Raw genomic sequence first — 26,897 nt, 5'->3', positions numbered from 1 at the left:
CTTATTATCTTCAATTGGGTATATTTCACCAGCTCAATATGAAACAGACTACTATGATAATTTAAACGAGTCAGGTAAAGTGGCCTGACTTAAACAAACTGGTCTCCGATGAACTCGGGGCGATTCACAGTTTGAATATTAGTTTATGAATATAAATTATTTAAACAAATGTGAAATAAAGCTGTCTTCCTAAAACATAACCATTAATTAGATTAAGAATTCTTACCTTTGATGACCTACACCCTTAGACCCTATCAGCAAGAGGCGGTTGAACGCACCGTTTTACACTTTAGAAAAACCAATGATCCTGCTGTCATTGTGCTGCCTACAGGTGCGGGTAAAAGTTTAGTGATAGCTGAGCTTGCGCGTATTGCTAAACAAAAAATATTGGTGTTGGCGCACGTAAAAGAATTAGTTGAGCAAAATGCTCAAAAGTATAAAAGCTTTGGTCTTGAGGCGAGTATATTTTCCGCAGGATTAAAAGAGAAGTCGTTAACCCATCAGGTCACTTTTGCGAGTGTGCAGTCGTTATCACGTAATTTAGACAAACTTAATGAGCACTACTCACTACTTATTATTGATGAGTGTCACAGAGTAAATGGCGAAAAGAAAAGCCAATACGGTAAGGTTATTAATGCACTTAAATTTCACAACCCTGAATTAAAAGTATTAGGCTTAACAGCAACGCCTTACCGCCTTGGGTTAGGCTGGATTTATCAGCATCATTACCATGGGTTTGTAAGAGGCAATAAAGAGAGTCCATTCAAACACTGTATTTTTGAATTACCTTTGCGCTATATGATCAAGCATAACTATTTAACGCCCCCTAAAGAGGTTGATGCTGCAATTAGCCATTATGATTTTTCATCTTTAACTAGCAATGCATTTGGGCAATATAGCAATGAGGATATGAATGCGCTGTTAAAAAAATCGACCCGTGCAACTCAAACAATTTTACAACAGGTTATACAATACAGTGAAAATCGTTACGGCGTGATGATTTTTGCAGCTACGGTTATGCATGCACAAGAGATAATGACTTATCTACCAGAGGATCACAGTGCGCTGATCACGGGGGATACGCCAAATAGCGAACGCGATAAAATAATTAAACAATTTAAAGCTAAAAAATTAAAGTATTTAGTGAATATATCGGTTCTTACTACCGGCTTTGATGCCCCCCATGTTGATTTTATTGCTATTTTACGGCCCACAGAGTCGGTAAGTTTATACCAGCAAATTGTCGGTAGAGGCTTGAGGTTGGCTGAGGGTAAAGATGATTGTTTAGTGATTGACTATGCGGGCAATGGCTTTGATTTATTCTACCCAGAAGTGGGAGATAAAAAAGGCGATAGCGATAATGAACCCGTGCAAGTGCTGTGTCCTGGGTGTGGCTTTGCCAATATATTTTGGGGCAAAACAGATGCTGATGGCAAAGTAATCGAGCACTTCGGCAGGCGTTGTAAAGGTTTGCTAGAAGATGATAACGGTTTAAGCGAGCAATGCGATTACCGCTTTCGTTTTAAAGAGTGTGAGCAGTGCGGCGCACAAAATGATATAGCTGCTCGAAAATGCCATGATTGTAATGCTGTGATGGCCGACCCAGATGATAAGCTGCGCAATGCGTTAAACCTTAAAGATGCATTAGTCCTACGTTGTAGCGGCTTGAGTGTGGTAAAACTTAAAGAGCAATTGTTAAAAATTACTTATTTTGATGAAGACGGAGCCAGTTGTGATGAAATTTTTGATTTATCAAACAAAGGTGCTCGGTATTACTTTCATCAGCAGTTTGGTAAGCGTGTAAGTCTGGGCCAATCCCCCATTGAATTTACCAGTGCAGAGCAAGTTATAAAAGCGCAGTTTGATTTAATACCACCGGATTTTGTGATTGCGCGAAAAAGTAAGAAATATGGCTGGAAAGTAGCAGATAAACTTTTTGATTATAAAGGCAGCTTCAGAAAAGCAAACCAGCTAAGTCGATAGACTAAGCTGGATATCATTCATCATTTAAATTAGGGATTATGCCTCTTCTGCGTCTAATCCCCAACCATCACCATAGCCATTAAAGCTGTTCGCTATGCTTTCAATGTATTGTTCTGCTTGGCCTAACAGTGCATGTTCAGGCACCATTTGTACATGGGCAATTACTTCCCAAACGCCGGTATCTTTGCATTTTTCAACATCAGCAGTTTGCACTAATGCATCGTTTACAATCTCAGTTGCAAATTTTTCGGCATCAACCTGTTGTTCAAATAAAATGTAAAAATCAATTTGTTGCATTTTACTTAAATCTACACCAGCGGCGGAAATTTCAGCAAGTAGCTGGCCATTGTCATCATCAGGGAATTGCATTAAAAAACTCATTAATTTTATTTTGTACTCGTTATAGCTATTGTAACCAAAATAAACCGTTAACGCGTACTAAATTTTGACTGCATCTTTGAGTGTTAATTGCGATTAAGTTAATGTTAGGCTCATTGTGGCTATGGTAGTATATCTCTGTCTAGCGGTTTATTTTATGGATACCACAGTAAGGATATTTACTTGTTCAATCAGCTTTTAAAGTTTTTTTGTTTTTTTTGCTTGTTAGTAAGCCTGTCTTCTATTGCCTCTGAAAATATAATTGAAGATTATGAAATTAAAGGGATCAGTGGCGACTTAGAAAATAACGTTGCACTTTATTTAAAACAACTTGTTGGTGAAAAACCAACCCGTACACTTCGTCGGTATGCAAAAACGCAAGTTGAGAACAGTATCAAAGCCTTAGGTTATTATAGTCCAGTAGTAAATATTGATTTTGATAAAGACGAGCGCGAACTTGTTGTAAATATAGAGCGAGGCCCAGCCACACGTATTGAGTCACTTAATATAACGGTTAATGGTGAAGCAAAACAGGATCCGTTCGTTCAAAAAACGATTGAAAATCTTAATTTAAAACAAGGTGATATTTTAAATCATGGGGTTTATAGCAGCGCGCATAAAAAAATAGAGTCAGTATTGCTAGAGTATGGATATTTCGATGCAAAATGGCCTGTTAGAAAATTTGAAGTATCACTCCAAAAACACAGCGCAACCATTACTTTTACTATTGATAGCGGAGTTCGTTATCAATTTGGTGATATTTTAATTGCCAGAAATACTCCAGCCGAAAAATATATCCGCTCTTTGGCGCCATTTAAAATGGGTCAGTCGTACAAAGCATCCTATATTGCCGATTATAATCTTGATTTATCAAGTACCCCTTATTTTAAGAGCGTGCGTGTTTACGCCGATATTACAGCGAGAAAAAACAAGCAAGTTCCTATAAAAGTGGATGTGTTACATAAACCAGAAAATAGTTATGAAATTGGTGGTGGCTTTAGTACAGATTTAGGGCCGAAAGTACGTTTTAAATGGAGTAAACCATGGATCACCGATAACGGGCACTATCTTGAAAGCAATTTAAATGTTTCTCAAAAACAGCAAGATATTTCCATGGCTTACACCGTGCCGGTGAATGATCCGAACGATGATTTATGGCGCTTTTCTGTCGGTTATAAGTTGGAAGATGAATTAACCAATGAAACCTACAGTGAAATACTAACAGGTCAGTTACAGCGCCAGTGGTTAACTGAGCATAAATGGGTACGAACGGCTTTTTTAAGGCGCGAGCAAGAAACCTACCGCATAGGGGATGACGAAGAAAAAACAACTGAAATGTTAATGCCTGGGATCAGTTATGCGCGTAAACAATCAAAGGGTGGCACCACACCTTATTGGGGGGAGCAGTGGTCTATTTCAGCTGAGTTTGGACTCGATAGCTTACTCTCAAGTACCAATTTGGTTAGAGTTCAATTACAGCATGCTTGGTTACGTACTTACCTTGACCGCCATCTGATCTTTTTAAAAGCAAACGTGGGCGCAATGATTGTTAATGATATAAATAATGTGCCATTTTCTTTGCGATTTTATGCCGGTGGCGATCAAAGTGTCAGGGGTTTTGCTTATCAGTCGATTTCTCCGCAAAACGAGCAGGGTGAGCGTATTGGTGGTAAATATTTATTAGCGAGTACCGTTGAATACAACTACCAATTTGCTAAAAATTGGCGAGCTGCGCTGTTTGTTGATGGGGGGACCGCAACCAATGATTTTTCAGAACAATTTGAAGTAGGTGCAGGATTTGGTTTTCGTTATTTAACACCGGTTGGTCCGATAAGAGTTGATCACGCGTGGGGGCTCACAAAAGAAAGTAAAAGTACCCGTTTAAGTATTACCATAGGGCCTGAAATTTAATGTCAGTATTTAAAAAAGTAACGGCGATAATTAGCGCCGTTTTAGCAACGCTGTTAGTTACACTGTTTTGCGTTTTGTTTACCGCCCCTGGTAATCAATTGCTTGCTTATACAGCGAATAAATTGGTTGATGGATTAACCATTGAAATAAAAAATGGCCGATTTTTATACAATGACGCATTTAACTTACAGTTTGACCAAAATGGCTTAAGCGTTAATGCACAGCAACTAAAGATAGATTTATTTTGGTGGCAATGTGATGGTATTTGTATTGATAATTTAAGCGCTAAGTCGATTAAATTAACCTTGCCAAAAAGCGCTGAAAATAAAGACGATACGCCAACCGAAGCAGTAGAAAAAATAACCTTACCCTTTAATATTGCATTAAAAAATCTAGCTATTGATGAATTTATTTTAAATCATTCAAGTGCAAATGTAACACTTAACACTCTGCAATTGTCGGCAAAGGCTGAAGGGTCTGATGTTACAATTAAACGCTTAACCATTCCTCGTATTAATGTGGTATTAAAAGAGCAAACCGCAGCTCAACAAGCAGCGGCTAATCAACAAACAACAACAGCTATTAAGGAATTACCAGCTTTACCCAATATCTATTTTATCTCGCCACTTAACATCAATGTTGAGCAGTTCAATATCACCAACGTGACAATAAATCAGGGCGAGCAACACTATTCAATTGATGATATTGCCCTGCAAATGAGCGTAGAAGATGCCACTATTAAAGTACAGTCACTATCGGCAGGTTATCAGCAGTGGCAGTTAAATACTCAGCTTGATGCAACACTGGAAGGGGCTATGCCTATTAACGGCAACATTAGCTTAAAAGGGAATGAACACGGAGCTACTCTTGATATAAATGGTGATCTAGCCAAGCTTAACATTGCGCTTGATACCACAGGATTATTTCCTTTAAATTTGAGAGCAACAGCCAACCTCAAACAGAAAAACTATCCCTTTAGTGTTAATGGCAAAATTAATCAATGGCTTATTAATACACAAAATAATGAGCTAAAGGTTAAAAACATCAATTTAAGTGCCCAAGGTAATGCTAACGACTATGAATTAAGTTTAACGGGTAATACTCAGCTAGATGCTTATCCAAGTGTAGATTTAAATGCTCAGCTAAAAGGCACACTAACCAAGGCAACGCTTGAAACGCTTGCTTTAAAAACTAACGATAGCGCTGCGAATATTCAAGCACAGCTTGATTGGCAACAGGGAATTAAAGCGGACTTTACCGGCGTTTTATCAAATTTAAAAGCGCAATACTTAACCGATGCCCTAACCAGTGATGTTTCAGGGACGTTTAAAGGCGTATTTAACGCCCAAGTCGATACCTGGCAGCTACAAATGAACAATACTAAGCTAGCTGGCTTTTTAAACAACGTTCCCTTAGAGTTTGCTGCAAACTTTAAGTTAGATAATCAATTAAAAGCGGATATCGATAGTTTTTATTTAAGTAGTGGTGCTAACAAGTTAACTTTGAATGGGCAGGTAGATGATACATGGCAAGTTGACGGTGATATCACGCTTAATAGTGATGAGCAGGCTAATCTTCCTTTTATTGCTAACGGTAAAGCGGATTTAAAAGTACGCGGCAACAGATTAACCCCTTCGGTTAACTTAGCCGTCATACTAGATCGTTTTATTTTTAATGAGATAAACATTAATAAACTTGCTATAAAATCTCAACTAGATACGGCCGCTGATTGGCAAACTGATCTCAGTGTTAATGTTGCATCTGCACTGGTCGCTGGGCAGCAAATTAATAATATAAACATAGCTGCCAGTGGTGATAAAACAGATCATCAACTTAGCGCGTCGATTGATGCCGAAAAAGGCGCGGTGGAACTTGAGCTTAATGGCAAAATGAAAAATGCCATTTGGAATGGTGAGCTAAGTGACATAACCCTTAGTGATAAAAAGCTGAGTTTTAATAATACTAAAAAAATATCCGTTATGGTGAATACACAAAACGGGGATTTTGATGTGAGCGCTCATTGTTGGCAATCAGCTCAAAGTAAGTTGTGTATAGATACCTTGTCGCAAACAAAAGCGCTAGGGCAGTTTAATGCAAAGCTTGCTAACCTCTCACTTGCAGAGCTTAAGCACTTATTACCAGATAATATTCGCACACGCGGAGACTTAACAGGTGATTTTGCTGCTAATTGGCAGTCAGGTGCACTTAAAACACTCAGAGCCAATGTAAATTCTAATGGATTAAATGCAGTGCTAACCTCAGAAGAGGATCGATTTAAACTCCCAATAGAAACACTCAGTATTCGTGCTTTTTCAGATTCGCAGGTTGGTAAAATTGAAGCTAACTTGGCATCCAGTGTGTTAGGTAAAATAGCTACCGATATAAATATTGACGACATTCAAAATACACAAACACTCTCTGGTAACGTTAATATAGATAAAATTTTACTCTCAGACATTCAGCCATTTTTAGATACGCTTGAGCAACTTAAAGGGGCAATCAGCGGACAGGTTACATTAGCAGGAACGCTCAAAGATCCTCAGTTAGATGGTGAGCTTAATATAGCAGACATTAATTTAGAGGGAGAGCAATTACCCGTTGCACTTAAAGACTCTAATATACATATTTTATTTAATAAAACCACGGCAACGATTAAAGGTAACTTAAGTGATCCTCAAGGCGGGCAAGTTAAACTTACCGGTGATGTTGATTGGCAAGGTGAGCAACCCGCGGTTAATGTTGCAGTTGTTGGCAATGAGTTTTTTGTTAGAGCGCAGCAGGGTGTGATATTTAAAGTATCACCCGATCTAAAAATCGGCATAGCAGATAACGCGCTTAACCTTGTCGGTGAAGTGGTTGTGCCTTATGGACGTATAGAAATTGAAGAGCTGCCCGAGGGCGCGGTGCAAGTAAGCGATGATGAAATAATTATTGATCAAAAAACACAAGCGGCTAAAAAAGTCCCTTTTGATTATGATGTAGACTTAAAAGTAACAGTAAAAAATGATGTAAAAGTCGAATCGTTTGGACTCAAGTCTAAAGTAACTGGTGATTTAGCGCTTAAAATGAGCCAAGGTACGCCAATTATTGCAACCGGAGAGCTTAATTTAATAGAAGGGACGTATTTAGCCTTCGGGCAAGACTTGATAATTAGAACAGGGCAAGTAGGTTTTAGTGGCGCAATCGACAAACCGTATCTCAACATTAAAGCGATTCGTAACCCAGATAATACCGCTGATGGTGTGATTGCCGGGGTGACTTTAACCGGCAGTGTTGAGCAACCTACGTTAAAAGTATTTTCTGAGCCTGCGATGGATCAAGCCCAAGCCTTAGCCTATTTACTCAATGGGCAACCATTAGGAGAGGGCGACAGCTCTACAGATGCTATGTTAACTCAGCTATTACTTTCGCAAGGTGTGAGTCGCAGTGAGGGAGTGGTTTCTAAGGTGGGTGAAACCTTTGGTTTATCTGATGTAAGCTTAAGCTCTAAAGGCAGTGGTGAACAAACAAAAGTAGAAATATCGGGTTATATAGCCCCAAGCTTACAGGTTAAGTACAGTGTCGGGGTGTTCGACTCACTCAGTGAAGTGGCTGTGCGCTACCAGTTACTCTCTAAACTATACATAGAAATAACCAGTGGCTTATACCAAAACGTAGACATACTGTATAAGTTTGATTGGGACTAGGGTCTGTTGACCTTTGCGGATTAAAATTTGTTCAAACTAGGGGCGGTTTAATCGCGGCGCGAGGTTTGTAACCTAGTGGGCTAAGTAAAAACCGAGTAACAAAGAGTAAATTGCCCCTAGGCAGAACCCGAAGGGCAGCGCCTGTTTGGCATTGATGCTGCGTTATCGCCTATTTATGGGGAATAACCACACCACATAGGCTCTGCCTTGCCTAAATACCAAACAGGCTGCTGCAAATTTAACCTTGAAAGGTCAACAGACCCTAATAGATAACAATAAAAAGGAAAGGTATGAAAAAGTGTGTAGTGACCCTTTTAGTGTCGGCCTTGTTAGGTGGGTGTGCCCAGCACAGTACTCAATCACCAGCCTCATCGGCTAAAAAGCTAACAAGCAGTGAGATTATTGCGGCGGCTAAAGATGATGAATGGCGATGGGTCGAATCAGAGAATATTCTAAAGTTAACCCTGCCCACAGGCGCCGCATATATTGAGCTTAACCCCAAACTTGCGCCTAAACACACTGCGAATATTAAAAAACTGGCAAGACAAGGCTTTTATCAAGGTACTCACATTTACCGTTTTGTTGAAGGGTTTGTAGCTCAAGGTGGCGATAGTACGGGTAAAAAGTTAGCCAAAACTAAAGATAACACGGTGCCAGCGGAATTTTATTTAACCACCACTGAGCCACTTTCAATAACCGAGATGGGCAGTGATGGTTATGCACCCGTAACGGGGTTTTTAGGTGGCTTTGCGGTTGCACAAAACCAAGCGCATACACAAACGTGGCAAGTCCATTGTCATGGCATATTTGCAATGGCGCGCGATAACGATATAAACAGTGCCAGCAGTGAGTTTTTTGTCACCATAGGTCAAGGGCCGCGTTATTTAGACAAAAATATTACCGTGTTTGGTCGGGTGCTTAAAGGCATGGCACATTTTCATCAGCTAGTGCGAACGCCAACTGAGAATACCGAGTTTAACCCCATTACTGATCTACAAGTATTAGCGGATGTAGCAGACGATAGCAGCCAATTTAAAGTAATGAAAACAGACTCTGATTCATTCAAACAATTAATTATTGCTAGGGGTAACCGCAGCGAAGAATGGTTTGCGTACAGCCATAATTATATTGATGTGTGTGGCATGGCGGTGCCAACTAAGCAACTTAATGACTAAAAAAGGAGCCTCAGGCTCCTTTTTTGTTAAGGTAACGCGACACTTATTGACGGTTTATTTTTACCGAAAATGGGGTTTCGTTATAATGTGTTGAGCGATATGGGTTTATATCAAGCCCACCACGGCGCGTATAACGAGCGTATACTTCAAGTTCTTTAATATGGAGTTGAGTGGTTAAGTCGCTGTAAATACGTTCCACACATTGCTCATGAAACTCATTGTGAGTTCTAAATGAAATTAAATAGCGTAATAATGACTCACGACAAACTTGCTCACCGGTATAGCGAATAATAATACTCGCCCAATCCGGTTGTGAAGTAATTAAACAGTTAGACTTAAGCAAGTGGCTATGCAAAGTTTCGGTGACTATTTTATTGCTTTGTGATTTAAGTGAATGGGCATCAATATGGTAGTTATCTATCTCAATATCTAACTCATCAATACACTCACCTGGAAGCGGTGTGCAAGGAATACAATTGTAGTCATCAGCGCTGTATAAGGTTACCTTTACAGGGCTGTTTACCGCATTGGATAAGTCGTCAATTAAATGTTGTTTAACAATTTCAATACTCCCAAAACGGCTTTGATTAAAGCTGTTTAAATAAAGCTTAAACGACTTTGATTCAATAATATGACTACTTTGACATTCGAAAGTAAACAATGCCACCGCAACTTGAGGCTTACCTTTAGTATTTAACCAAGACAGTTCGTAACCTGTCCATATGTCTTGGCCTTTAAACGGCAGCGCAGTTTCATCAATACTTAATGAATCGCGATTAAGCTTGCGAGCAATAGGAAAAAGCAAGCTGGGCGTGTATTGATCGACATACTCAGTAGATTGACCAAGTACGCTGCCTTTAAGATCGGGAGAATTGCTGTAATCTGTCATGTTTGCTCTTAAATAGTTACAATGGATGCATTATATATAAATTAAATGAGTTTCACAGTATGTCTGTTGCAATGCAATTAGCTCAACTTCACGAAAAATTTAGCGAACAAACGATTACTAATACACAAAAGCGCCCATTAATCGTCCACGATGAGCAATGGCCAAGCCCATGTGAAATAGGTAGCGCCGATGAACATGGCATGATCCAATGGCAAGCGATAGTTAGAGAGCCTACAGGTTCATTAACCGATCTCGCTAACGCATTGGAGCTTGAGTTTCCAGAGGCGTTGAGTCAATTTTATGGTCATATGTTTGCTGGCAGTGTTGTAGCCAATATTGACGGACATCAAGTGGAATTATTACAAGCATGGAATGAAGATGATTTTGACCTACTGCAACAAAATATCACTGGCCATGTTTTAATGAAACGTAAACTCAAACAAGCGCCAAGTGTATTTATTGGGTTAACCGACCAAGACGATTTGCTTGTTACCGTATTAGTAGAAACAGGTGAGGTGTGCTTAGAGTATGTAGGTAAAAAGCCACATCATGTACTTGCCAAAAACCTCAGTGAATTTATAGCATCGTTGACAGTATAATTATAAGGTAGTTTTAAGGTGTGATGTTTTTAGACATAGCACCTTAAGCGTGGGATTTATTGAAAATCCCACGAAATATTAGAGACTAAACCACACGGTTCACACCTAAAATCAAACAAGCCAAACCATGGCTCGGGTAATTTCCATTCACCATGGCAACTCGGGCATTTACGCTCAAGTTCAGAGGCTTTATCAACCCCCCCTACACGGTATAAATAATAGTAAACAGGCTTTTTAGTTAAAAAACTAATCCGTTTAGTTATATCTTTACCACGGCGGTATAAATCACTTTGGGTGCTGGCTATTTCTTCAAGCGCTGGAAATTCACAGCGTGTTGCACCATTAATTTGAATTTGATCGCACGCTTGCCAATCTTCTTGCCATTTAATTAGTGTTTTATAGTCACCATTAGCAATCGCAGGAATCTTAAATAGCGGCACGGGTAAAAAGTCATCGCCACAATACAGTGGGCTACATGTATGCACATAGGTGGTGTATAAAATATAGCTTGATGGCTCTTTACAGCCATCGGCGCCATTGGAGTGAATATCTTGACCGATGACCTTTACTTTGGGAGCAAGCAAACCAGCGCCATGAAGCTTTTCAACACTGTGTTTAACAAACGCACTGTTATTAAGTGGGTGCATGGCGTCTTCGGTCGGGCACATTACACGAGTAATAAAATAGCCATCTTTAAAACCGTTGGAAATTCCTCTCCAATGATTTGGCCATTAAAGCGTAATGCATTCACTAAGCGGTTTATTGCCTGCTCGGCTTGCTCTAGGGTTGTGTCTTGGTAGCAATCAAATGTTAAATCAACAACAAACATTTATAGTCTCAAATTATTTTTGCTCTAGCAAAGCAAGTAATCGGTCAAGTTTTTGCTCAATTCTATCTAACTGAGTGTTTTTAGGATCTGAGTTACTTGCTTGCTCGGGTGTTTTCATTAAATTATAAATTGAATCGGGATTATTTTTATATTGACTCACTGCTGCAATAATAACCGGCATAGGAAGTGGTTTTACTAAACGGCTTTTAGTTAGTGCAACAGTGGGGACTTTGCCTTCATCAAGAAGGACTTTAATAGCTTCAAATACAGCAGCATTCATTCGATTTATAACTCTTTAATAAAGTAAGCTCGCAACATGGAAGTTGCGAGCAGGTATGGTAACAATAAAGTGGCTCAGACACATTAAAATGTGCGATTTAATTATTTTGACGAAGGCGAGAGTCGAGTTCGTCAATTACCTCACTCCAATCGCCATCAACCGCCAGCGATTCAGCAATAAAGTGTTGTTGGGCTTCATCCCAAAAGGGAGCATCTTGCAATAATGTGGTATCCGAAATGGCATGCGATGCAATAAATGCATCTATTTCTGCTTCTGTATTAGGTAACCCTAATTGTGCGAACAATGTATTTATGTCGTGCTTAGTCGTATCCATAATCGTGCTCCTTAATGAATTAATACTTAATACTTATTAACTCTAGGGGGGAATGATATATCTAGCCAGTTTAACCCTTACTGAATTTACGCTTTATTTACTCAGTAGTAAGTCGCTAAAGCATGATCTGACTCAATGCAGTGGATGAGCGTACTAACTAAAATGTAAATTCGCTTATTTGCCCCACTTAGGTATATAGTTATATGAGCATTTGGTCATCGTTGTAGTTCAAAATTAATCCCAAACAAGTTACGCGGCGTAATGACAAAGGGTATAAAATAATAAAGGAAATAAAATGACAGCCACAGCAGAATCCACAGACACGTTTAGCGTGCAACATATTGCACCAGAAGATATCAGTACCGCTGCAAGCCTTATATATCAGGCCTACCAAAATGACCCTATTTTACAAACTCTGCTAGGGTATAACGAAAAAAGCCCTCTGGACTATGAAAAAAAACTCCGTGCGCTTATTCGCGAAGAGCTCAGTAGCTTTTGGCAAGAAAAACAGCCTTTAATTGGCCTTTACCGTAACGATAAGTTAAAAGCAGTTGCTTGTGTATTTGAGTCAAGTAGCCAACTTCAAGCAGAGCGTTATTGGCATTGGCGATTAAAGTTGATGTTAAGTGCCGGTTATTTGCAAACGAATCAATTAATTGAAAAAGAAAAAACTATTCGTGATGCACTAAAGCCGCAAGGCAATTACTACTTTTTAGCGTTTATCGCCGTTGACCCACATTTTCATGGTCAAGGGTTTGGCCGCCAATTACTTAAAGGCTTAGATGGTTTATTACATGACAATCCTGAGTCCTCTGGTATAGCGGTATTTGTGACTCGTGACGAACATACGCAATTTTTTAAATCACAAGGCTTTGAGCACTTTAAGCAGCTCACATTTAACCGAGTTAAAGGTGAATTACTTTTTAAAGCTGCTCTATCTGTACAAGGCTAGGTGTTTAGAATTGTGATTGGTAATTGACTTTCGGATTGAGAATCTCAGTCAGTGGCATCTAGTAGCTTACTTAGCCGTACGTGAGCAGTGAAAAATTGGCTGCCGCTGCGGGTAAGAATTGTTTGCAAAAATCTCATAAAATAGTCCCTGTATGTAACCCTACCAGTGTGCTGGTTAGGGTTCGTTTACTACGCAATAACGTCAAACGTAATTGTACGTTCAACTTCATTGCCTCTGTATTAGTAACAAATATGAGCTAGATGAGCAAACTATACTGGAGCTAGAGTAAAAATAGTGGGGGCGTGCATAGAAATAGAGGATCCAAGGCGGGTTTCAGCCTACCGGAAGAATGGTTACCTTCAAGTTGAATTAATTAACCCATTCGACTTCACAAGGAAATACCTAAAATACTGATATTTAAAATAAATCACACATCAACTTGTTATCTTGAAAAAATGTAGAGAAATCAAACCAGTATCATGAAGATTGCAGTTTCCTTATCCAGCTCAAACAACTTTTCAACAATCCACGTAAGTCATAATAGTGCTTTTTTACACTATAGTGTCGGAAATTGTCACTAATAGTGCTTTTTTCCATGATTATGTAAGCCAATGTTCCAAATAGGGCGCACTTACGTGAGATATATCTTACATTAACGTGCGCCTTGTCAGTTTAACTCCGTATTTTATCTTCTTAAAAACATCAAGCCATTGTTATTTATAGTTATTTTTATTTTTCAATTTTATGACCGTAATTTTTTTTGTTTTCTTCACTATCATACGAAGCCGTTTGCTTTAAACTTTACTTTGTCAAGACGACATAGCCCAATGATTGAGCTACTGCCACGGATAAGGAATCAGGCAACTAAGTAGTTACTAGCAGGAAGCACAAAGGACAAGTTAACACGGATGCAGGGATTAAACAGGAAGTACACGGAGTACTAAAATAGCTGGGAGCTATTTAAAGGACACCAAGGATGATGCGATAGGAAATTGCAGGAGCGTTAGTTTACGCAGGATAGCCAAGGCGGCAAGTGGATATTGCAGGATGCAATGGAGAGTAAACACGGTAGTTTGCTCGTTCAGAGGATGATAAACAGGGAATAGGTAAAGGATACCTTACAGGATGTTTGCAATTGGGGCGTAACTGAGGTTACGCCTTAGTTTTTTGTGCTAAGAAATTATATTCTATGTGGTGGCACAACCACACTTTTTAGTTTTTCATCTTCCATGATTAATATCCCTTGGTAGGCGTTTTCACCGTCACTTGAAAACTCAAAAATAAATTCGCTTTTCATGCCCGGTTTACCACTTTTTAAAATGCCAAATCGACGCTTGTTACAAGCTACACTCATAAGTTGCACTTGCAATTGCTCGCTTTGGCGTTTGGCATGAACGTTCGCTGCTTCGGCTATTTTACGATTTAGCCAAAAAAAATAAATTACAGCACCAATAAGTATGAACGTCCATAAACTAGCCATTTAAGAGAATAACCTTCCAATTGCGCGAGCTAATGTCTCGCTTCTGTTTTCTTCACGTAATAAAGCTAATAAGTGAGGGCGAATAGTCGCAATTGCAACTAAATCTGCAAAAACGCTAGGAAATAATTCAGCTATTTTCTCATGATGCGCACAGTTATCCATAAACACATGTAAACGCTGTGGCTGTTCTAACTGTTTGAAGCAGCGACCAGCAATGGTCAACAAAATATCAGAATCCTGCCCTAAAGGTGAGTTAAGCGCGCAGTCAACAAGTTGTGCGCTAAGCCCTACTGCTTGCCCTGATGATATTGCACGCAGCGCGGCAGAGGCCGCAACAACATCATTATTACTAAGGGCGGTTTGCCCATAACTTAACAATAACTCACTTAACGAGGGCGGTATTTCGATGTGTTCAAGCATTGCACTTAATGGCTGTAATACTTCAACTGGTAATTTAGGCCACGCTGCTTGTAAGTGCTTTAAGTTATCAGCACTATGAAGACGATAAGCAAAATCGGCAATGCCTTGTAACGCGACATTTTGCCAATTATCAAAGCCAATTTGGCCACTAAAGTAGAGTTGGGCGTGCTCGTAGTATTGCGACGCTGGTTGCTTTAGCAACACTTTAACTTGTGCATTGAACGCCGCTAATTTATTCGCGTTCGGAGTAAATACATAAGGGTTGTTATCGAGTGTGCCATCGGCTTGCTCGCCGGTAATTTCTGTTCCTAGTGCCTGAATAACCATATCTGCAAAGTGATCACGGCTCGCGCTTACTAACTTACTTTGCTCATCAAGTGGGAATTTTAAGAACCACACATAGGGTTCTTTACTGGCTTTGCTATCCCAAAACTGAATCGCTAACCATGCATGACCTGCTAACGGGTAAGGGTAAGGAATTTGCGCTTGTTCAACGGCTAAAAATTGTTGTTTATCAAGCTTGGTAATGTGCCTGCCAATATCAAAAGCACGCCATTGAGTGCCTGCACCATCTAAAAGCTGGCCTAACGTAGCTATATGTTCACTCATGGATTTCCAACTGTTTTTACTACAAAATTACCTTAATTATACGCCATAGCGACTGTTGTGGGAACAGGGTATAATTGCATAATACACAGACCAAAGGGTGATTATGTACCAGCAAACCCACATATATTTACAGCAATTAGCGGCGCTACTTAAAAAGCATCAACTGTGGCAGGTTGAGCCACTGAATCCCGATTTATTAGATTCTAGCGTACCGTTTTGTCACGATACACTGGCATTTGAACAATGGTTGCAGTTTGTATTTATTGAAAAGTTACAGCGGCTAATTGACAACAAGCAGCCGTTACCGCGCAATTTTGCAGTCGCCCCGATGGCGCAAATGACACTCACTGATAAATCAGGCAGCGAAGACATTATCGCTTTACTGACCCAATTAGATTCATATTTAGGAGAGCCTAATGAGTGAGCGCCCAGAGCCTATTGAATACGGCGAACTGTCGATTCTTTATCAAGATGAAAATTATGTAGCAATAGATAAACCCTCTGGGCTACTTGTTCATCGCTCATTTTTAGATAAACATGAAACCCAATTTGCAATGCAAATGCTGCGCGATCAAATAGGGCAACATGTGTTTCCTGTTCACCGTCTTGATAGGCCTACTTCGGGTGTATTACTGTTTGCATTAAGCTCAGAGGCGGCGCGTGATATGAATCAATTATTTATTGAGGGCACAATAACAAAACGTTATTTAGCGTTGGTACGCGGGTTTGCGCCTGAATCTGTTTTTTTAGATAAACCGTTAAAAGAAGAACTCGACAAAATAGCCGATAAGTTTGCTGATCAAGACAAAGCCGCGCAAGAAGCACAAACCCAATTTAATTGTTTGCATCAAGCTGCGCTGCCTATCCCAATAGGAAAATACCCAACGGTTCGTTATTCTTTGGTAGAGTGTTTTCCTAAAACGGGTCGCAAACATCAAATACGCCGGCATTTAAAGCACTTGTCTTTACCTATTATTGGTGATGTAAATCATGGCGATAACCAGCATAATCAGTTTTTTAGGGAGCATTTTTCGCTTCGCCGTCTAATGTTGTTTGCATCAGAGCTTAGCTTTGTGCACCCTTATAATAATGAACCCATAACAATTAAAGCGCCGCTGGGTGATGCAATGTTAAACATTTGCAAACAGCTGGGGTGGCCAGAACAAGAAGAGGATTATTAAATGGCACATATTAGTATTTTTGTTGGCAGCGTGTATGGCGGTGCAGAGCGATTAAGTGAGCAAGTTAGCGACACGCTAGAGCAAGCTGGTCATCAGGTTAGTGTCTTCGAGCAGCCTAGTTTAGATGATATAAAAAATGCTTCGCATATTTTAATTGTTACCTCGACCACTGGGCAAGGCGATATTCCTGATAATTTAGCGGATCTTTATCATCAATTAAATAGTACTTTTCCAATGCTAACAGACAAGCCTTTTGGTATTGTTGCCATGGGTGATAGAAGTTACGGTGATACGTTTTGTGGGGCAGGGCGCAGCTTTGATGAGCTACTACGTGATTTACAAGCTAAACCTGTTGGTAACCGACTAGAAATCGATGCCTGTGAAGACTTTGAGCCATGGCCGGTAACTGAGCCTTGGTTGCAAGCTTGGCTTGGTAAATTACCCTCATAAATGCGCTGACTCTAAATGAAAAAACATAAACTGAGTTTGGTTGTGCTTGCGGGTGGCTTAGGTAGTCGCTTTGGTGGCAATAAACAAATAGCAGCAATCCCTGGGCTAAATTGCACGATTATGGAGTTAAGCATTACTGATGCGTATCGCGCCGGTGTGACACAGGTTGTACTGATCATCAATCAAGCCGTTCGCAGTGAGATAGAACACACTATTTTACCTCGCTTACCTAAAGCCCTTGACGTGGTATTAGTAGAGCAACATAACGCGCTTGTTCCTGATGCATACAAAGCACTATCACAGCAACGTATAAAACCATGGGGCACAGGGCATGCGTTACTGTGTGCCAAAGCATATATTAACAACCCTGCAATTGTTATTACCGCAGATGACTATTATGGTGCGTCTTCATTTTTATTGCTTAGTGAGCATTTTAAAAATAGCCCCGAATGGGCAATGGTGGGGTACCCGATTATCAATACCCTCTCTGAGCACGGTGGGGTTAATCGCGGGGTATGTAGCATTGCTGATGGAAAGCTTGTTGCAGTGACGGAATATTTAAATATTCAAAAAGAATCTGCACATATTGTTGGAAATAATCCGCAGGGCTTGCGTGAAAAAATTAGCCGAGATGCGCTAGGATCTATGAGTTTTTGGGGGATCACGCCGTGCTTTTTTGATTATTTGCAACAAGGTTTTGAGACGTTTTTACAGCAATATAACGCTAATACTCAGCAAGAGTATTACTTACCTGATCAAATCCAGCAAGCGATTAATGTAAAAGCACAGCCTGTATTTGTATACACTGCAAAAGAGCCTTGGTTTGGTGTTACCTATAAATCAGAACTGACAAGCATTGCGGCTACTTTGTGCGCATTGCGTCAAGCGTAAAGGTGTTAATACCAATTTTATTAAAAATATGATCAATCTAGCGTATTAAATAACCCGCTTCCTGCGTTAAAAATTATTTATATAGAACAACTATGTATCATAATTTTCGCCTTGCTATCGCGTTATTTCCTTGTCGCTGTAATCGTTCACTAATTTAATGCAATTGATATAAATTATTGTCGCCTTGGGCGAAAAGAGTGAAGTAGAAAATGAATTCAATTCCTATAGAAGTTTACTTATCTGAGAGTTTTGGCCTTGACGATAAGCATGCGAGTATAAAACCCATTGGTAGTGGGCATATCAATACTACCATGTTATTGAGCACACCTAAGCGGTCATTGGTTGTACAAAAGCTCAATACGGTGGTATTCCCAAAACCACAGTTACTTGTTGATAATGCAAGATTAATAGAACAACACTTAAGCAAAAAGCAGCAAGTCGGTGAGTTCAACTTAGCAATTGTGCGGCATGTAGCAACAACTCAGCATGACTATTTAGTAAATAATAATAACGATACTTGGCGAGCCCTTGAGTTTATTGGTGGCAGTTACAGCGAAGATGTGGTTAATACTGTTAGCCAAGCGCAAACCGCGGCTAATGCATTTGGCCAATTTGCTGCAGCATTAGAGGATTTTGACGCTAACAAATTACATGCAGTTATCCCTAACTTTCATAACTTAGCCATGCGTGCAGAGGTTTTTAAGCAAGTTATTAACGCCGATCCTCATAAACGTGTAGCTCATTGTCAGGAGGAGGTTGATTTTTGCTTGTCGCAGTTCTCACTCATTGATGAGCTCAATGCATTAGCTGGAAAAGTCCCTATTCGCGTGTGTCATAACGATACTAAAATAAACAACATGCTATTTTGTTCAGATTCAAATGATGCAAAAGCGGTGATTGATTTAGACACCTGTATGCCAGGTTATTGGCTTAATGACTTTGGCGATATGGTCAGAACATTCTGCTCTGCAGAGCAAGAAGATTCAACAGCGCTTGAAAAAGTAGGTGTTCGTGAAGACATTTTTGCAGCAATTGTTAAAGGTTACGTTGAACCATTAAAGTCAGTATTAACGGCCGCAGAAAAACAAAGCTTTTGGTTAGGTGCTAAAGTAATGCCTTTTATGATTGGCTTACGCTTTTTAACCGACTATATAGACGGCGATAATTACTTTAGTGTTAAATATGAGAGACACAATTTAGATCGCGCAAAAAATCAATTTGCGTTGTACAGGGATATAGTAAGTAAGCAGCAGGTATTAAAGGCGATGTTAACTCAGATATAAGCCCAATTGGTTATATTGCTCAAAGTGTTAAAGCTAAGCTTTGAGCAATATAAAGCGAGGTTAAACGCTGAAAATACGTATAAACTTCCAACCCCTCAATCGTTATTAAGCATCGGCTAGTTTTACGCGGATTTTGCTTTTATCAACGGTTGTTTGATTAAGGGCTTTAATAGCGCCTTTAACTTCAATGTCGTTTGGCATTTCTACAAAAGCAAAACCTTTTGATTGGCCAGTTTCTTTATCGAGTACTAAGTTACAGGTGGTCACTTTACCGTGCGCTGTAAATAAAGTACGAAGCTCATGCTCAGTGGTAGCACGAGATAAGTTGCGAACTAATAGTTTCATAATGAACCTAATTAAGGGTATCAGCGGTAATTATCTCAAGTAACCCCGCTTTAGCCTAACTTTATTTTACATTTGCTGAAAATAACACCCATAAACAAAAAAAGCTGCTCGTTGGCAGCTTTTTGTTAATCAGCAGGCTTATTTTACTTCTTTACCCGCTGCTTGTTGATCTGCGTGATAGCTTGAGCGTACAAACGGGCCAGAAGCCGCGTGTGTAAAGCCAATTTCATCAGCATACTCTTTTAGTGCATCAAACTCAGCAGGCGGCACGTAGCGTTTTACTGGTAAGTGATGCTTAGAGGGTTGTAGGTATTGGCCTACGGTTAGCATATCAACGTTATGCTCACGTAAATCACGCAGTACTTCTTCAATTTCGCTAATTTCTTCACCAAGGCCAACCATTAACCCCGATTTAGTTTTAACCTCAGGGTGTGCTTCTTTAAAGCGGCGTAATAATTCAAGTGACCACTTGTAATCAGCACCTGGACGCGCCAATTTGTACAAACGTGGTGCTGTTTCTAGGTTGTGGTTAAATACATCTGGCGGCGTTTCAATTAATATTTCCAACGCTCTGTCCATACGACCACGAAAATCAGGGACTAATATCTCAATGGTGATTTCTGGATTGTGCTTGCGAATTTCACGGATACAATCGGCAAAGTGCTGAGCGCCACCGTCACGTAAATCATCACGGTCTACCGAAGTGATCACTACGTAGCTTAGCTTCATGTCTTTAATGGTCAGTGCAAGCTTTTCAGGCTCTGCTGCATCGGGCTTTAATGGACGGCCATGTGCAACATCACAGAATGGGCAACGACGTGTACAAATAGCCCCTAAAATCATAAAGGTCGCCGTACCGTGGTTAAAACATTCTGATAAGTTGGGGCACGAGGCTTCTTCACATACAGAGTGAAGGCCATGCTTACGCATTGCTTGTTTTATGCCGTCAATCCGCTCGGTTGACTTGGGTAAGCGGATTTTAAGCCATTCTGGCTTACGGAGCATTTCGGTTTTTTCAGTTGGTAAAACTTTAACGGGGATCAACGCCATTTTTTCTGCGTCGCGTAGTTTTACACCTGGTTCCATTTTGACTGGTTTATTCATTCGTTTTCAAACCCTTCAGTATGCTTAACCTGTGTTGCATTAAGCTTTTTGATCATGTGTTTTACCAGCCCTTGACCTGCAGCTTCAAGGTTTTGAGGGCCATTTAATTCTTTAGTTTGCACCATATTCATGCCCGCATAACCACAAGGGTTAATGCGTAAAAATGGACTTAGGTCCATGTTAACATTTAATGCTAAACCATGAAATGAGCAGCCACGACGAACTCTTAGGCCTAAAGAGGCAATTTTGCTGTCGTTCACGTAAACACCGGGTGCATCGGCTTTTGCGTATGCATCAATACCGTACTCAGCAAGGGATTCAATAATACATTCCTCAAGCCATGTTACTAGCTCTCGTACGCCAATCTTTAAACGACGTAAGTTAAATAATACATACATCATTTGCTGACCTGGGCCGTGGTAAGTTACTTGTCCGCCACGATCCACTTTAATCACTTCAATGTCACCTGGGGCGAGCAAGTGCTCATCTTTACCGGCTTGGCCTTGGGTAAATACACTTTCGTGCTCTACCAGCCAAATTTCATCTGGGGTATTTTCATCACGGGTGTCGGTAAACTCTTGCATTTTTTGCCAAATCGGCATGTAACGCTGACGACCCAGTTGGCGTACGATTAGGGTGTTTTCGCTCACAACAAATCTCAACTATGGATTAAAGCATATGGCGTACGTCATCGATGTTGCTGATCACGTTGTAAATTTCTTCAATGTGTTTGCCGCTTGTTACAGTAGCTACTAGCGTTACAGACTCGTAATTACCTTTACTGCTTGGTTTTACTTTTGGCGCATAATCACCTGGAGCAATAGGTTGTAATTTAGCTAAAATTTGATCAGTTAAGTTTACATTAGCTAGACCCATAATTTTAAATGTAAATGGGCAAGGGTACTCTAAGTACTCATCAAATTTAGTGTCTTTAACAGGTTCAACCACGACGGGAACTCCTCAAACAAAAAGTGTTGGCTTTGCTAAAACGCGAAGCTTAAAACTGACAGGCTAATGGCAATCTTGAAATGATGCTATTGTTGACCCAAGCCAATGATAGTCATTCAATACGATTGGTATATATGGGGCGCATTCTAGCACTTTTCAAGCAAAAAAAAACGCCTCACAGTGGAGGCGTTCATATTACTTTACTCGCAATTACATAATCTGTAAGCGTAAGTAGTCATATATTTTACTAAAGAAGCTACCTTCTTGTATTTCTTCAAGTGTAACTAGCGGATATTGTGCAATATCTTCGCCTTCAAGCTGTAAAAATAAAGTACCTACTTTTGTGCCTTTAGCTAAAGGTGCCTCAAGGGTATCGTCTAGCTCAAAGTTTGCTTTAAGGTTTTTATGCTGACCACGAGGAATAGTAATAGGTGTATCTTCTAAAATTCCTAAAGAAACATTCTCTTTATTGCCCATCCAAACACGTTGCTCAGCAAAGCTGTCGCCGGCTTTATACGGGGTAATTGTTTCAAAAAAGCGAAAACCGTAGTTTAGTAGTTTTTTACTTTCTACTTTACGCGCGCGCTCACTTGAGGTGCCCATTACAACGGCAATTAAACGCATGTCGTTTTTTGTTGCAGAGGTGACTAAGCTGTAACCGGCATCAGATGTGTGACCCGTTTTAATACCATCTACATCTAGGCTTTCATCCCACAACAAAGAGTTGCGGTTATATTGCTTTATGCCATTGAAGGTAAAAGACTTTTGTTTATATAGAGCGTATTCATCAGGCACATCTCTGATAAGTGCAGCCCCTAATGTTGCCATGTCGCGTGGCGTTGTATAATGCGCATCAGTATCAAGGCCATGGCTATTAACAAAATGCGTATTAGTCATGCCTATTTTTTCGGCGTGAGCATTCATTAAATCTGCAAACGCGCTTTCGCTACCAGCAATATGCTCTGCCATAGCAACACATGCATCATTTCCTGATTGAATAATAATGCCATGGTTAAGATCATCGACACTAACTTGTTTACCGACTTCAATAAACATTTTTGATGATTCAGGGAAGTTTTTTGCCCACGCTTTTTCACTAACAGTAACCATATCGGTAGGCGCAATATTACCAGCATTAATTTCGGTACCAATTACATAACTGGTCATCATTTTAGTTAAGCTGGCCGGTGCGAGTTTGGTATCAGCCTCGCCTTGTGCAATGACTTTACCTGTGGTGAAGTCCACCAAAAAGTAACCTTTTGCATTAACTTGAGGAGGCGCTGGAATAATTTGGGCGGTGGCTGAAAATACGGCGGCAGAACAGACTAAGCCGCAAACACCAGTAAGAATTTTATGTTTAATAGATTTCATCATACTCATTAATGGTTAAAGTTAAAAATATGCGTATTCCCATTCTAAAGGGCTTACTGAGTGTAAAGCAAGAACGCGTTTTGAAATTGATTTTGTTTTAATGTTTCTAATACTTGTTGCGCATGTTGGGCATCTTTTATTGGCCCTAAGTGCAATCTATAAATAGCGTCTTTTTCAACGATATTTGTCGGTAACTTATACTGTTCTCGCAGTGTACTTGCTAACGCTTCTATGTTGGCTAAGGTACTGCCCGCGGCGACTTGAACGTAGGTTTTTCGTGCATGGGTATCGGCTAGAGTAATGGCTTCTAGCTTAACCTCTGCTGTACCATACTTATGGTATCCAAGTTTGTATGCAGCGGCATAAGAAAGGTCAATAATTCTATTATCATGAAAGGGGCCACGGTCATTAACACGAACAATAATTGATTTGCCATTAGCCGTATTTGTTACCCGCACAAAACTAGGTAAAGGCAACGTTTTATGAGCTGCGGTCATCGCGAACATGTCGTAAATTTCGCCATTAGAGGTGTGATACCCATGAAATTTACGGCCATACCACGAAGCAATGCCCGTTTCTGAATAGCCGGTTTCATCGAGCATCGGGGTATAACGTTTGCCAAGCACTTCGTAGGGGCGCGTGGTACTCGCACTTTTAATAACTTGAGTAACAATGGCATCTTGCATTTCTAATTCGGTCGGTGCACGAAGCGGCGCCGCATCATGGCGCATGCTGTAACGACTATTTGAACTGCTGCATGCACTTAAAAAGAGGCTAACGAGAATAATAATTATAAGTTGTTTGTAAAGGCGCATTATTTTAAGAGCATCCTTTTATCTGTGGCAATCGACATAATAATGCCAAATGCAGCCATCAGGGTCACCATCGAGGTACCGCCATAACTAATTAATGGTAACGGTACACCTACAACAGGCAGCAAACCCGATACCATGCCAATATTTACAAAAATATAAACAAAAAATGTGAGCGTGAGTGAGCCGGCTAATAGTTTACCAAACGCATCTTGTGCGTTAACCGCAATATAAAGCCCACGGCCAATAATAAATAAATATAAACTAAGTAAAACACACACACCAAATAAGCCAAACTCTTCACTCAGTACTGAAAAAATAAAGTCAGTATGTCGCTCAGGTAAAAATTCTAGTTGCGATTGCGTGCCTTGCAGCCAGCCTTTACCTTCGATACCGCCTGAACCAATGGCAATTTTTGATTGAATAATATGATAGCCAGAACCCAGCGGATCGCTCTCAGGGTCTAAAAAGGTCAGTACCCTTTGCTTTTGATAATCGTGCATACCGTAGTGCCAAAATGGCCATGCTGCCAAAGCAACAACCGAGCTTAAAAAGCCGATTAAACGCCAGCTCAAGCCTGATAAAAACAATACAAATACACCGGAACTGGCAATCAAAATTGAGGTGCCCAAATCAGGTTGTTCTTTAATTAGTAGGGTAGGCAGCATAACAATGGCAAAGCCAATGACTAAATGTAACGGACGCGGCGGCAAATGGTGGCGGCCAATATACCAAGCAACCATCATCGGAACCGCTAGTTTCATTAGCTCTGAGGGTTGAAAGCGAGTAATGCCTAAATCTAACCAGCGTTGAGCTCCCTTAGAACTTACACCAAATAGCAGTACCCCAACCAGCATGAGTAATCCTAGGCAATACATGGGAATAACTAAACGTTTTAAAGTCGCTGGTGGAATTTGAGCAAGTACAAACATACCTATAATGGCGCCAGCCATTCGCGTAATATGGCGAACCATCATGGCAGAGTCTTGCCCTGAGGCGCTGTATACAATGGTGATACTACCGGCCATCATCAGCAATAACGCAATAAAAAGTGGCAAATCAATATGCAGTCGCAGCCAAATAGAGCGCTTATCATGTAAAGCCGTCATGGTGCTTTGTCCCCTGAAGGTTGGATTGGGTTAGCTGCAAAATAGTAATCCATTAATTGGCGCGCAATGGGCGCACCTACTGAGCTTCCCCCACCGGTATTTTCTACCACAATAGAGACAACAATTTGTGGGTTATTAAACGGGGCAAAACCTATATAAATGGCGTTGTCGCGTTGGCGCTCTTTGAGTGCATCGGCGTCGTAACGCTCGCCCTGAGCAATACTCACCACTTGGGCAGTACCGGTTTTACCTGCAGGGTCATAAGTAGCCCCTTTAAATGCACGATGGGCAGTTCCGGTAGTTTTTTTAACGGTGTTATGCATGGCATCAATCGCGATGCGCCAGTTATCTTCGTTATTGAGTACAACCGGCGGTTTTTCTTCATTATTGAGCTGAGTAATTTGATCTTCTTTTTTAGCAACTTGCACTAAATGAGGAGGGTGATTTATCCCTCTGTTAACTAAAATATTAGTGGCATTCGCTATTTGAATGGGGGTGGCAGTCCAATAACCTTGGCCAATTCCTACAGAAATAGTATCTCCAGGCCACCAAGACTCTTTAAAACGGGCTTCTTTCCACTCTTTTGAGGGTAAAATAGCGGTTGTTTCTTCATGAATATCAATACCGGATAATTCACCAAAGCCAAAGCGAGCCATAAAATTACTTATTTTTGTGATCCCCATTCGATAGGCTGCGTCATAAAAGTAGGTATCGCATGACTCTTCTATTGCTTTATAAACATCAACATGGCCATGACCCCAACGTCGCCAATCACGCCATCTATGATCTACGTTGGGAATTTGAAAAAAGCCGGGATCCCACATACTGGTGGTTTCTTGCACTATATTTTCTTCTAATGCCAAAATAGCCATGTGTGGTTTAACAGTAGATGCTGGTGCGTAGCGACCTTGAGTCGTGCGATTGATCAGTGGACGATCAGGGTTGAGTAAGGCTTTGTAGTCTTTACTGCTAATACCGTGCACAAATAAATTGGGATCATAACTTGGGTTTGAATACAGTGCTAAAACGCCGCCATCTTTTGCATCCATTACCACAATAGCGCCGCGCATATCTTTAAGTGCATGTTGGGCTATTTGTTGTAAACCAATGTCGAGAGTAAGTACTAAGTCGTCACCCGCTTGCGGTGGATCCATACTTAAAGTGCGGATAATTCGGCCGCGGTTATTAACTTCAACTCGTTGTGAGCCAACTTGACCATGTAATAACGGCTCGTAGTATTTTTCGATACCCAGCTTACCAATATCATGCGTGGCTCGGTAGTTTGTGGCTTCATCTTGTTGTTCAAGCTTGTTTAACTCTTTTCTATTGAGCTTTGCGACATAGCCTAATGCATGGGTTAAAGTATCGCCAAAGGGGTAATATCTCGCTAGACGTGCCTCAATACTAAAGCCTGGGAACTTATGTTGGTTTACTGAAAACATCGCTACTTCGTTTTCATTTAAACGGGCTTTGAGGACTTGACTTTTAAAACGTCGAGTATGTTTTATATCATCAAGAAAATCAGCTTGTTGCTGCTCGGTTATTTCAATGATTTTGCTGATAGACTTCAAAGAGGCGGTTAAATCATCAACTTCTTCGGGGATCACCTCAAGGTTATAAACGGGCTTATTTTCGGCCAGTAAAACACCATTGCGGTCGTAAATTAAACCGCGATTGGGGGCTATAGGTATAACTTTTATACGGTTATCATTAGAACGAGTTTGATAATCTTGATGATCATCTACCTGAATTTTATACAAGTTAGACAGCAATATTGCTACAAGGACTAATATAAAAATAAAACCCACGAATGCACGCCGAGCAAATAAATTAGCTTCTGCTGAGTGGTCGCGAATGGTGGGTCTTCGTTTTAGCATA

General features: G+C 40.4%; 25 protein-coding genes and 1 pseudogene. 11 read left to right on the top strand and 15 right to left on the bottom strand.

What is annotated here, in order from left to right:
• Positions 1-231: 231 nt before the first annotated feature.
• Positions 232-1,983: a DEAD/DEAH box helicase gene (locus tag QL986_RS15210; RefSeq protein ID WP_096038606.1), complete on the top strand. Its 1,752-nt coding sequence runs from the start codon at positions 232-234 to the stop codon at positions 1,981-1,983.
• A 36-nt stretch (positions 1,984-2,019) separates the two neighbouring features.
• Here QL986_RS15210 and QL986_RS15205 read toward each other — a convergent pair whose 3' ends face one another.
• Positions 2,020-2,352 (bottom strand): ribonuclease E inhibitor RraB, encoded by a 333-nt coding sequence (locus tag QL986_RS15205; protein ID WP_008109396.1) that lies wholly within the window; start codon positions 2,350-2,352, stop codon positions 2,020-2,022.
• 192 nt (positions 2,353-2,544) lie between these two features.
• Between QL986_RS15205 and QL986_RS15200 the strand changes: the two genes are divergently transcribed.
• From QL986_RS15200 to QL986_RS15190, 3 genes are all read left to right on the top strand, one after another.
• Positions 2,545-4,272: an autotransporter assembly complex family protein gene (locus QL986_RS15200; RefSeq protein ID WP_096038605.1), complete on the top strand. Its 1,728-nt coding sequence runs from the start codon at positions 2,545-2,547 to the stop codon at positions 4,270-4,272.
• Positions 4,272-7,958 carry a translocation/assembly module TamB domain-containing protein gene (locus tag QL986_RS15195; protein ID WP_096038604.1) on the top strand — a complete coding sequence of 1,229 codons (3,687 nt, stop codon included), beginning with the start codon at positions 4,272-4,274 and terminating at the stop codon, positions 7,956-7,958. The genes QL986_RS15200 and QL986_RS15195 overlap by 1 nt, the downstream gene beginning before the upstream one ends.
• Positions 7,959-8,248: 290 nt before the next feature.
• The gene (locus tag QL986_RS15190) at positions 8,249-9,133 is read left to right on the top strand and encodes a peptidylprolyl isomerase (protein ID WP_096038603.1); all 885 of its coding nucleotides are present in this window, start codon (positions 8,249-8,251) and stop codon (positions 9,131-9,133) included.
• Between the two features lie 43 nt (positions 9,134-9,176).
• Here QL986_RS15190 and queF read toward each other — a convergent pair whose 3' ends face one another.
• A complete protein-coding gene (gene queF / locus QL986_RS15185) occupies positions 9,177-10,022 on the bottom strand; it encodes an NADPH-dependent 7-cyano-7-deazaguanine reductase QueF (RefSeq protein WP_028834075.1) in 846 nt (281 codons plus the stop codon).
• Between the two features lie 59 nt (positions 10,023-10,081).
• On the opposite strand from queF, the gene syd reads away from it, so the two are divergent.
• Positions 10,082-10,621: a SecY-interacting protein gene (syd, locus tag QL986_RS15180; protein WP_036953897.1), complete on the top strand. Its 540-nt coding sequence runs from the start codon at positions 10,082-10,084 to the stop codon at positions 10,619-10,621.
• Positions 10,622-10,677: 56 nt separating this feature from the next.
• Here syd and QL986_RS15175 read toward each other — a convergent pair.
• The 3 genes and pseudogenes from QL986_RS15175 to QL986_RS15165 all read right to left on the bottom strand — a co-directional run bounded on the left by QL986_RS15175 (position 10,678) and on the right by QL986_RS15165 (position 12,064).
• Positions 10,678-11,450 (bottom strand): annotated as a pseudogene (locus QL986_RS15175) (Zn-ribbon-containing protein).
• Positions 11,451-11,463: 13 nt separating this feature from the next.
• Complete coding sequence (locus QL986_RS15170; protein WP_024601586.1) at positions 11,464-11,730, bottom strand: hypothetical protein; 267 nt, start codon at positions 11,728-11,730, stop codon at positions 11,464-11,466.
• A 97-nt stretch (positions 11,731-11,827) separates the two neighbouring features.
• Positions 11,828-12,064 (bottom strand): DUF2789 domain-containing protein, encoded by a 237-nt coding sequence (locus QL986_RS15165; RefSeq protein ID WP_013465367.1) that lies wholly within the window; start codon positions 12,062-12,064, stop codon positions 11,828-11,830.
• A 295-nt stretch (positions 12,065-12,359) separates the two neighbouring features.
• Between QL986_RS15165 and QL986_RS15160 the strand changes: the two genes are divergently transcribed.
• Positions 12,360-13,016, top strand: coding sequence for a GNAT family N-acetyltransferase (locus QL986_RS15160; RefSeq protein WP_013465366.1), 657 nt, complete (start codon positions 12,360-12,362; stop codon positions 13,014-13,016).
• 1,180 nt (positions 13,017-14,196) lie between these two features.
• On the opposite strand, the gene QL986_RS15155 is transcribed toward QL986_RS15160, so the two are convergent.
• Positions 14,197-14,496 carry a DUF3301 domain-containing protein gene (locus QL986_RS15155; protein ID WP_290191683.1) on the bottom strand — a complete coding sequence of 100 codons (300 nt, stop codon included), beginning with the start codon at positions 14,494-14,496 and terminating at the stop codon, positions 14,197-14,199.
• The gene (locus QL986_RS15150) at positions 14,497-15,525 is read right to left on the bottom strand and encodes a DUF3549 family protein (protein WP_024601587.1); all 1,029 of its coding nucleotides are present in this window, start codon (positions 15,523-15,525) and stop codon (positions 14,497-14,499) included.
• Positions 15,526-15,628: 103 nt separating this feature from the next.
• Between QL986_RS15150 and QL986_RS15145 the strand changes: the two genes are divergently transcribed.
• The 5 genes from QL986_RS15145 (at position 15,629) to QL986_RS15125 (ending at position 19,330) form a co-directional block, all read left to right on the top strand.
• Positions 15,629-15,949: a YqcC family protein gene (locus QL986_RS15145; RefSeq protein ID WP_013465363.1), complete on the top strand. Its 321-nt coding sequence runs from the start codon at positions 15,629-15,631 to the stop codon at positions 15,947-15,949.
• A complete protein-coding gene (truC, locus tag QL986_RS15140; protein ID WP_013465362.1) occupies positions 15,942-16,706 on the top strand; it encodes a tRNA pseudouridine(65) synthase TruC in 765 nt (254 codons plus the stop codon). The genes QL986_RS15145 and truC overlap by 8 nt, the downstream gene beginning before the upstream one ends.
• The gene (locus QL986_RS15135) at positions 16,707-17,156 is read left to right on the top strand and encodes a flavodoxin (RefSeq protein ID WP_290191682.1); all 450 of its coding nucleotides are present in this window, start codon (positions 16,707-16,709) and stop codon (positions 17,154-17,156) included.
• Between the two features lie 15 nt (positions 17,157-17,171).
• The gene (locus tag QL986_RS15130) at positions 17,172-18,047 is read left to right on the top strand and encodes an NTP transferase domain-containing protein (RefSeq protein WP_013465360.1); all 876 of its coding nucleotides are present in this window, start codon (positions 17,172-17,174) and stop codon (positions 18,045-18,047) included.
• Between the two features lie 209 nt (positions 18,048-18,256).
• A complete protein-coding gene (locus QL986_RS15125; protein WP_013465359.1) occupies positions 18,257-19,330 on the top strand; it encodes an aminoglycoside phosphotransferase family protein in 1,074 nt (357 codons plus the stop codon).
• 105 nt (positions 19,331-19,435) lie between these two features.
• On the opposite strand, the gene QL986_RS15120 is transcribed toward QL986_RS15125, so the two are convergent.
• From QL986_RS15120 to mrdA, 8 genes are all read right to left on the bottom strand, one after another.
• Positions 19,436-19,675: a hypothetical protein gene (locus QL986_RS15120; protein ID WP_008109433.1), complete on the bottom strand. Its 240-nt coding sequence runs from the start codon at positions 19,673-19,675 to the stop codon at positions 19,436-19,438.
• 138 nt (positions 19,676-19,813) lie between these two features.
• Positions 19,814-20,779, bottom strand: coding sequence for a lipoyl synthase (gene lipA, locus QL986_RS15115; RefSeq protein WP_013465357.1), 966 nt, complete (start codon positions 20,777-20,779; stop codon positions 19,814-19,816).
• Complete coding sequence (gene lipB, locus QL986_RS15110) at positions 20,776-21,429, bottom strand: lipoyl(octanoyl) transferase LipB (protein WP_013465356.1); 654 nt, start codon at positions 21,427-21,429, stop codon at positions 20,776-20,778. The genes lipA and lipB overlap by 4 nt, the downstream gene beginning before the upstream one ends.
• Positions 21,430-21,448: 19 nt before the next feature.
• Entirely contained in the window at positions 21,449-21,727 is a 279-nt protein-coding gene (gene ybeD, locus QL986_RS15105; RefSeq protein ID WP_016898950.1) for a DUF493 family protein YbeD, read from the bottom strand.
• A 210-nt stretch (positions 21,728-21,937) separates the two neighbouring features.
• Positions 21,938-23,098, bottom strand: a complete 1,161-nt coding sequence (locus QL986_RS15100; RefSeq protein WP_029609897.1) for a serine hydrolase — start codon at positions 23,096-23,098, stop codon at positions 21,938-21,940.
• Positions 23,099-23,151: 53 nt separating this feature from the next.
• Positions 23,152-23,913, bottom strand: coding sequence for a septal ring lytic transglycosylase RlpA family protein (locus QL986_RS15095; RefSeq protein WP_028834084.1), 762 nt, complete (start codon positions 23,911-23,913; stop codon positions 23,152-23,154).
• Positions 23,913-25,019 carry a rod shape-determining protein RodA gene (gene rodA, locus QL986_RS15090; RefSeq protein WP_013465351.1) on the bottom strand — a complete coding sequence of 369 codons (1,107 nt, stop codon included), beginning with the start codon at positions 25,017-25,019 and terminating at the stop codon, positions 23,913-23,915. The genes QL986_RS15095 and rodA overlap by 1 nt, the downstream gene beginning before the upstream one ends.
• Positions 25,016-26,896 carry a penicillin-binding protein 2 gene (gene mrdA, locus QL986_RS15085; protein WP_024601590.1) on the bottom strand — a complete coding sequence of 627 codons (1,881 nt, stop codon included), beginning with the start codon at positions 26,894-26,896 and terminating at the stop codon, positions 25,016-25,018. Before mrdA ends, rodA begins: the two co-directional genes overlap by 4 nt.
• Between the last annotated feature and the right edge of the window lies 1 nt (position 26,897).

Source organism: Pseudoalteromonas sp. APC 3250 (assembly GCF_030407915.1).
In the GTDB taxonomy this organism is placed as follows: Bacteria; Pseudomonadota; Gammaproteobacteria; order Enterobacterales; family Alteromonadaceae; genus Pseudoalteromonas; species Pseudoalteromonas tetraodonis.
Note: the sequence above shows the minus strand (reverse complement) of the source record. Positions and strands in the feature narration are given on the sequence as shown.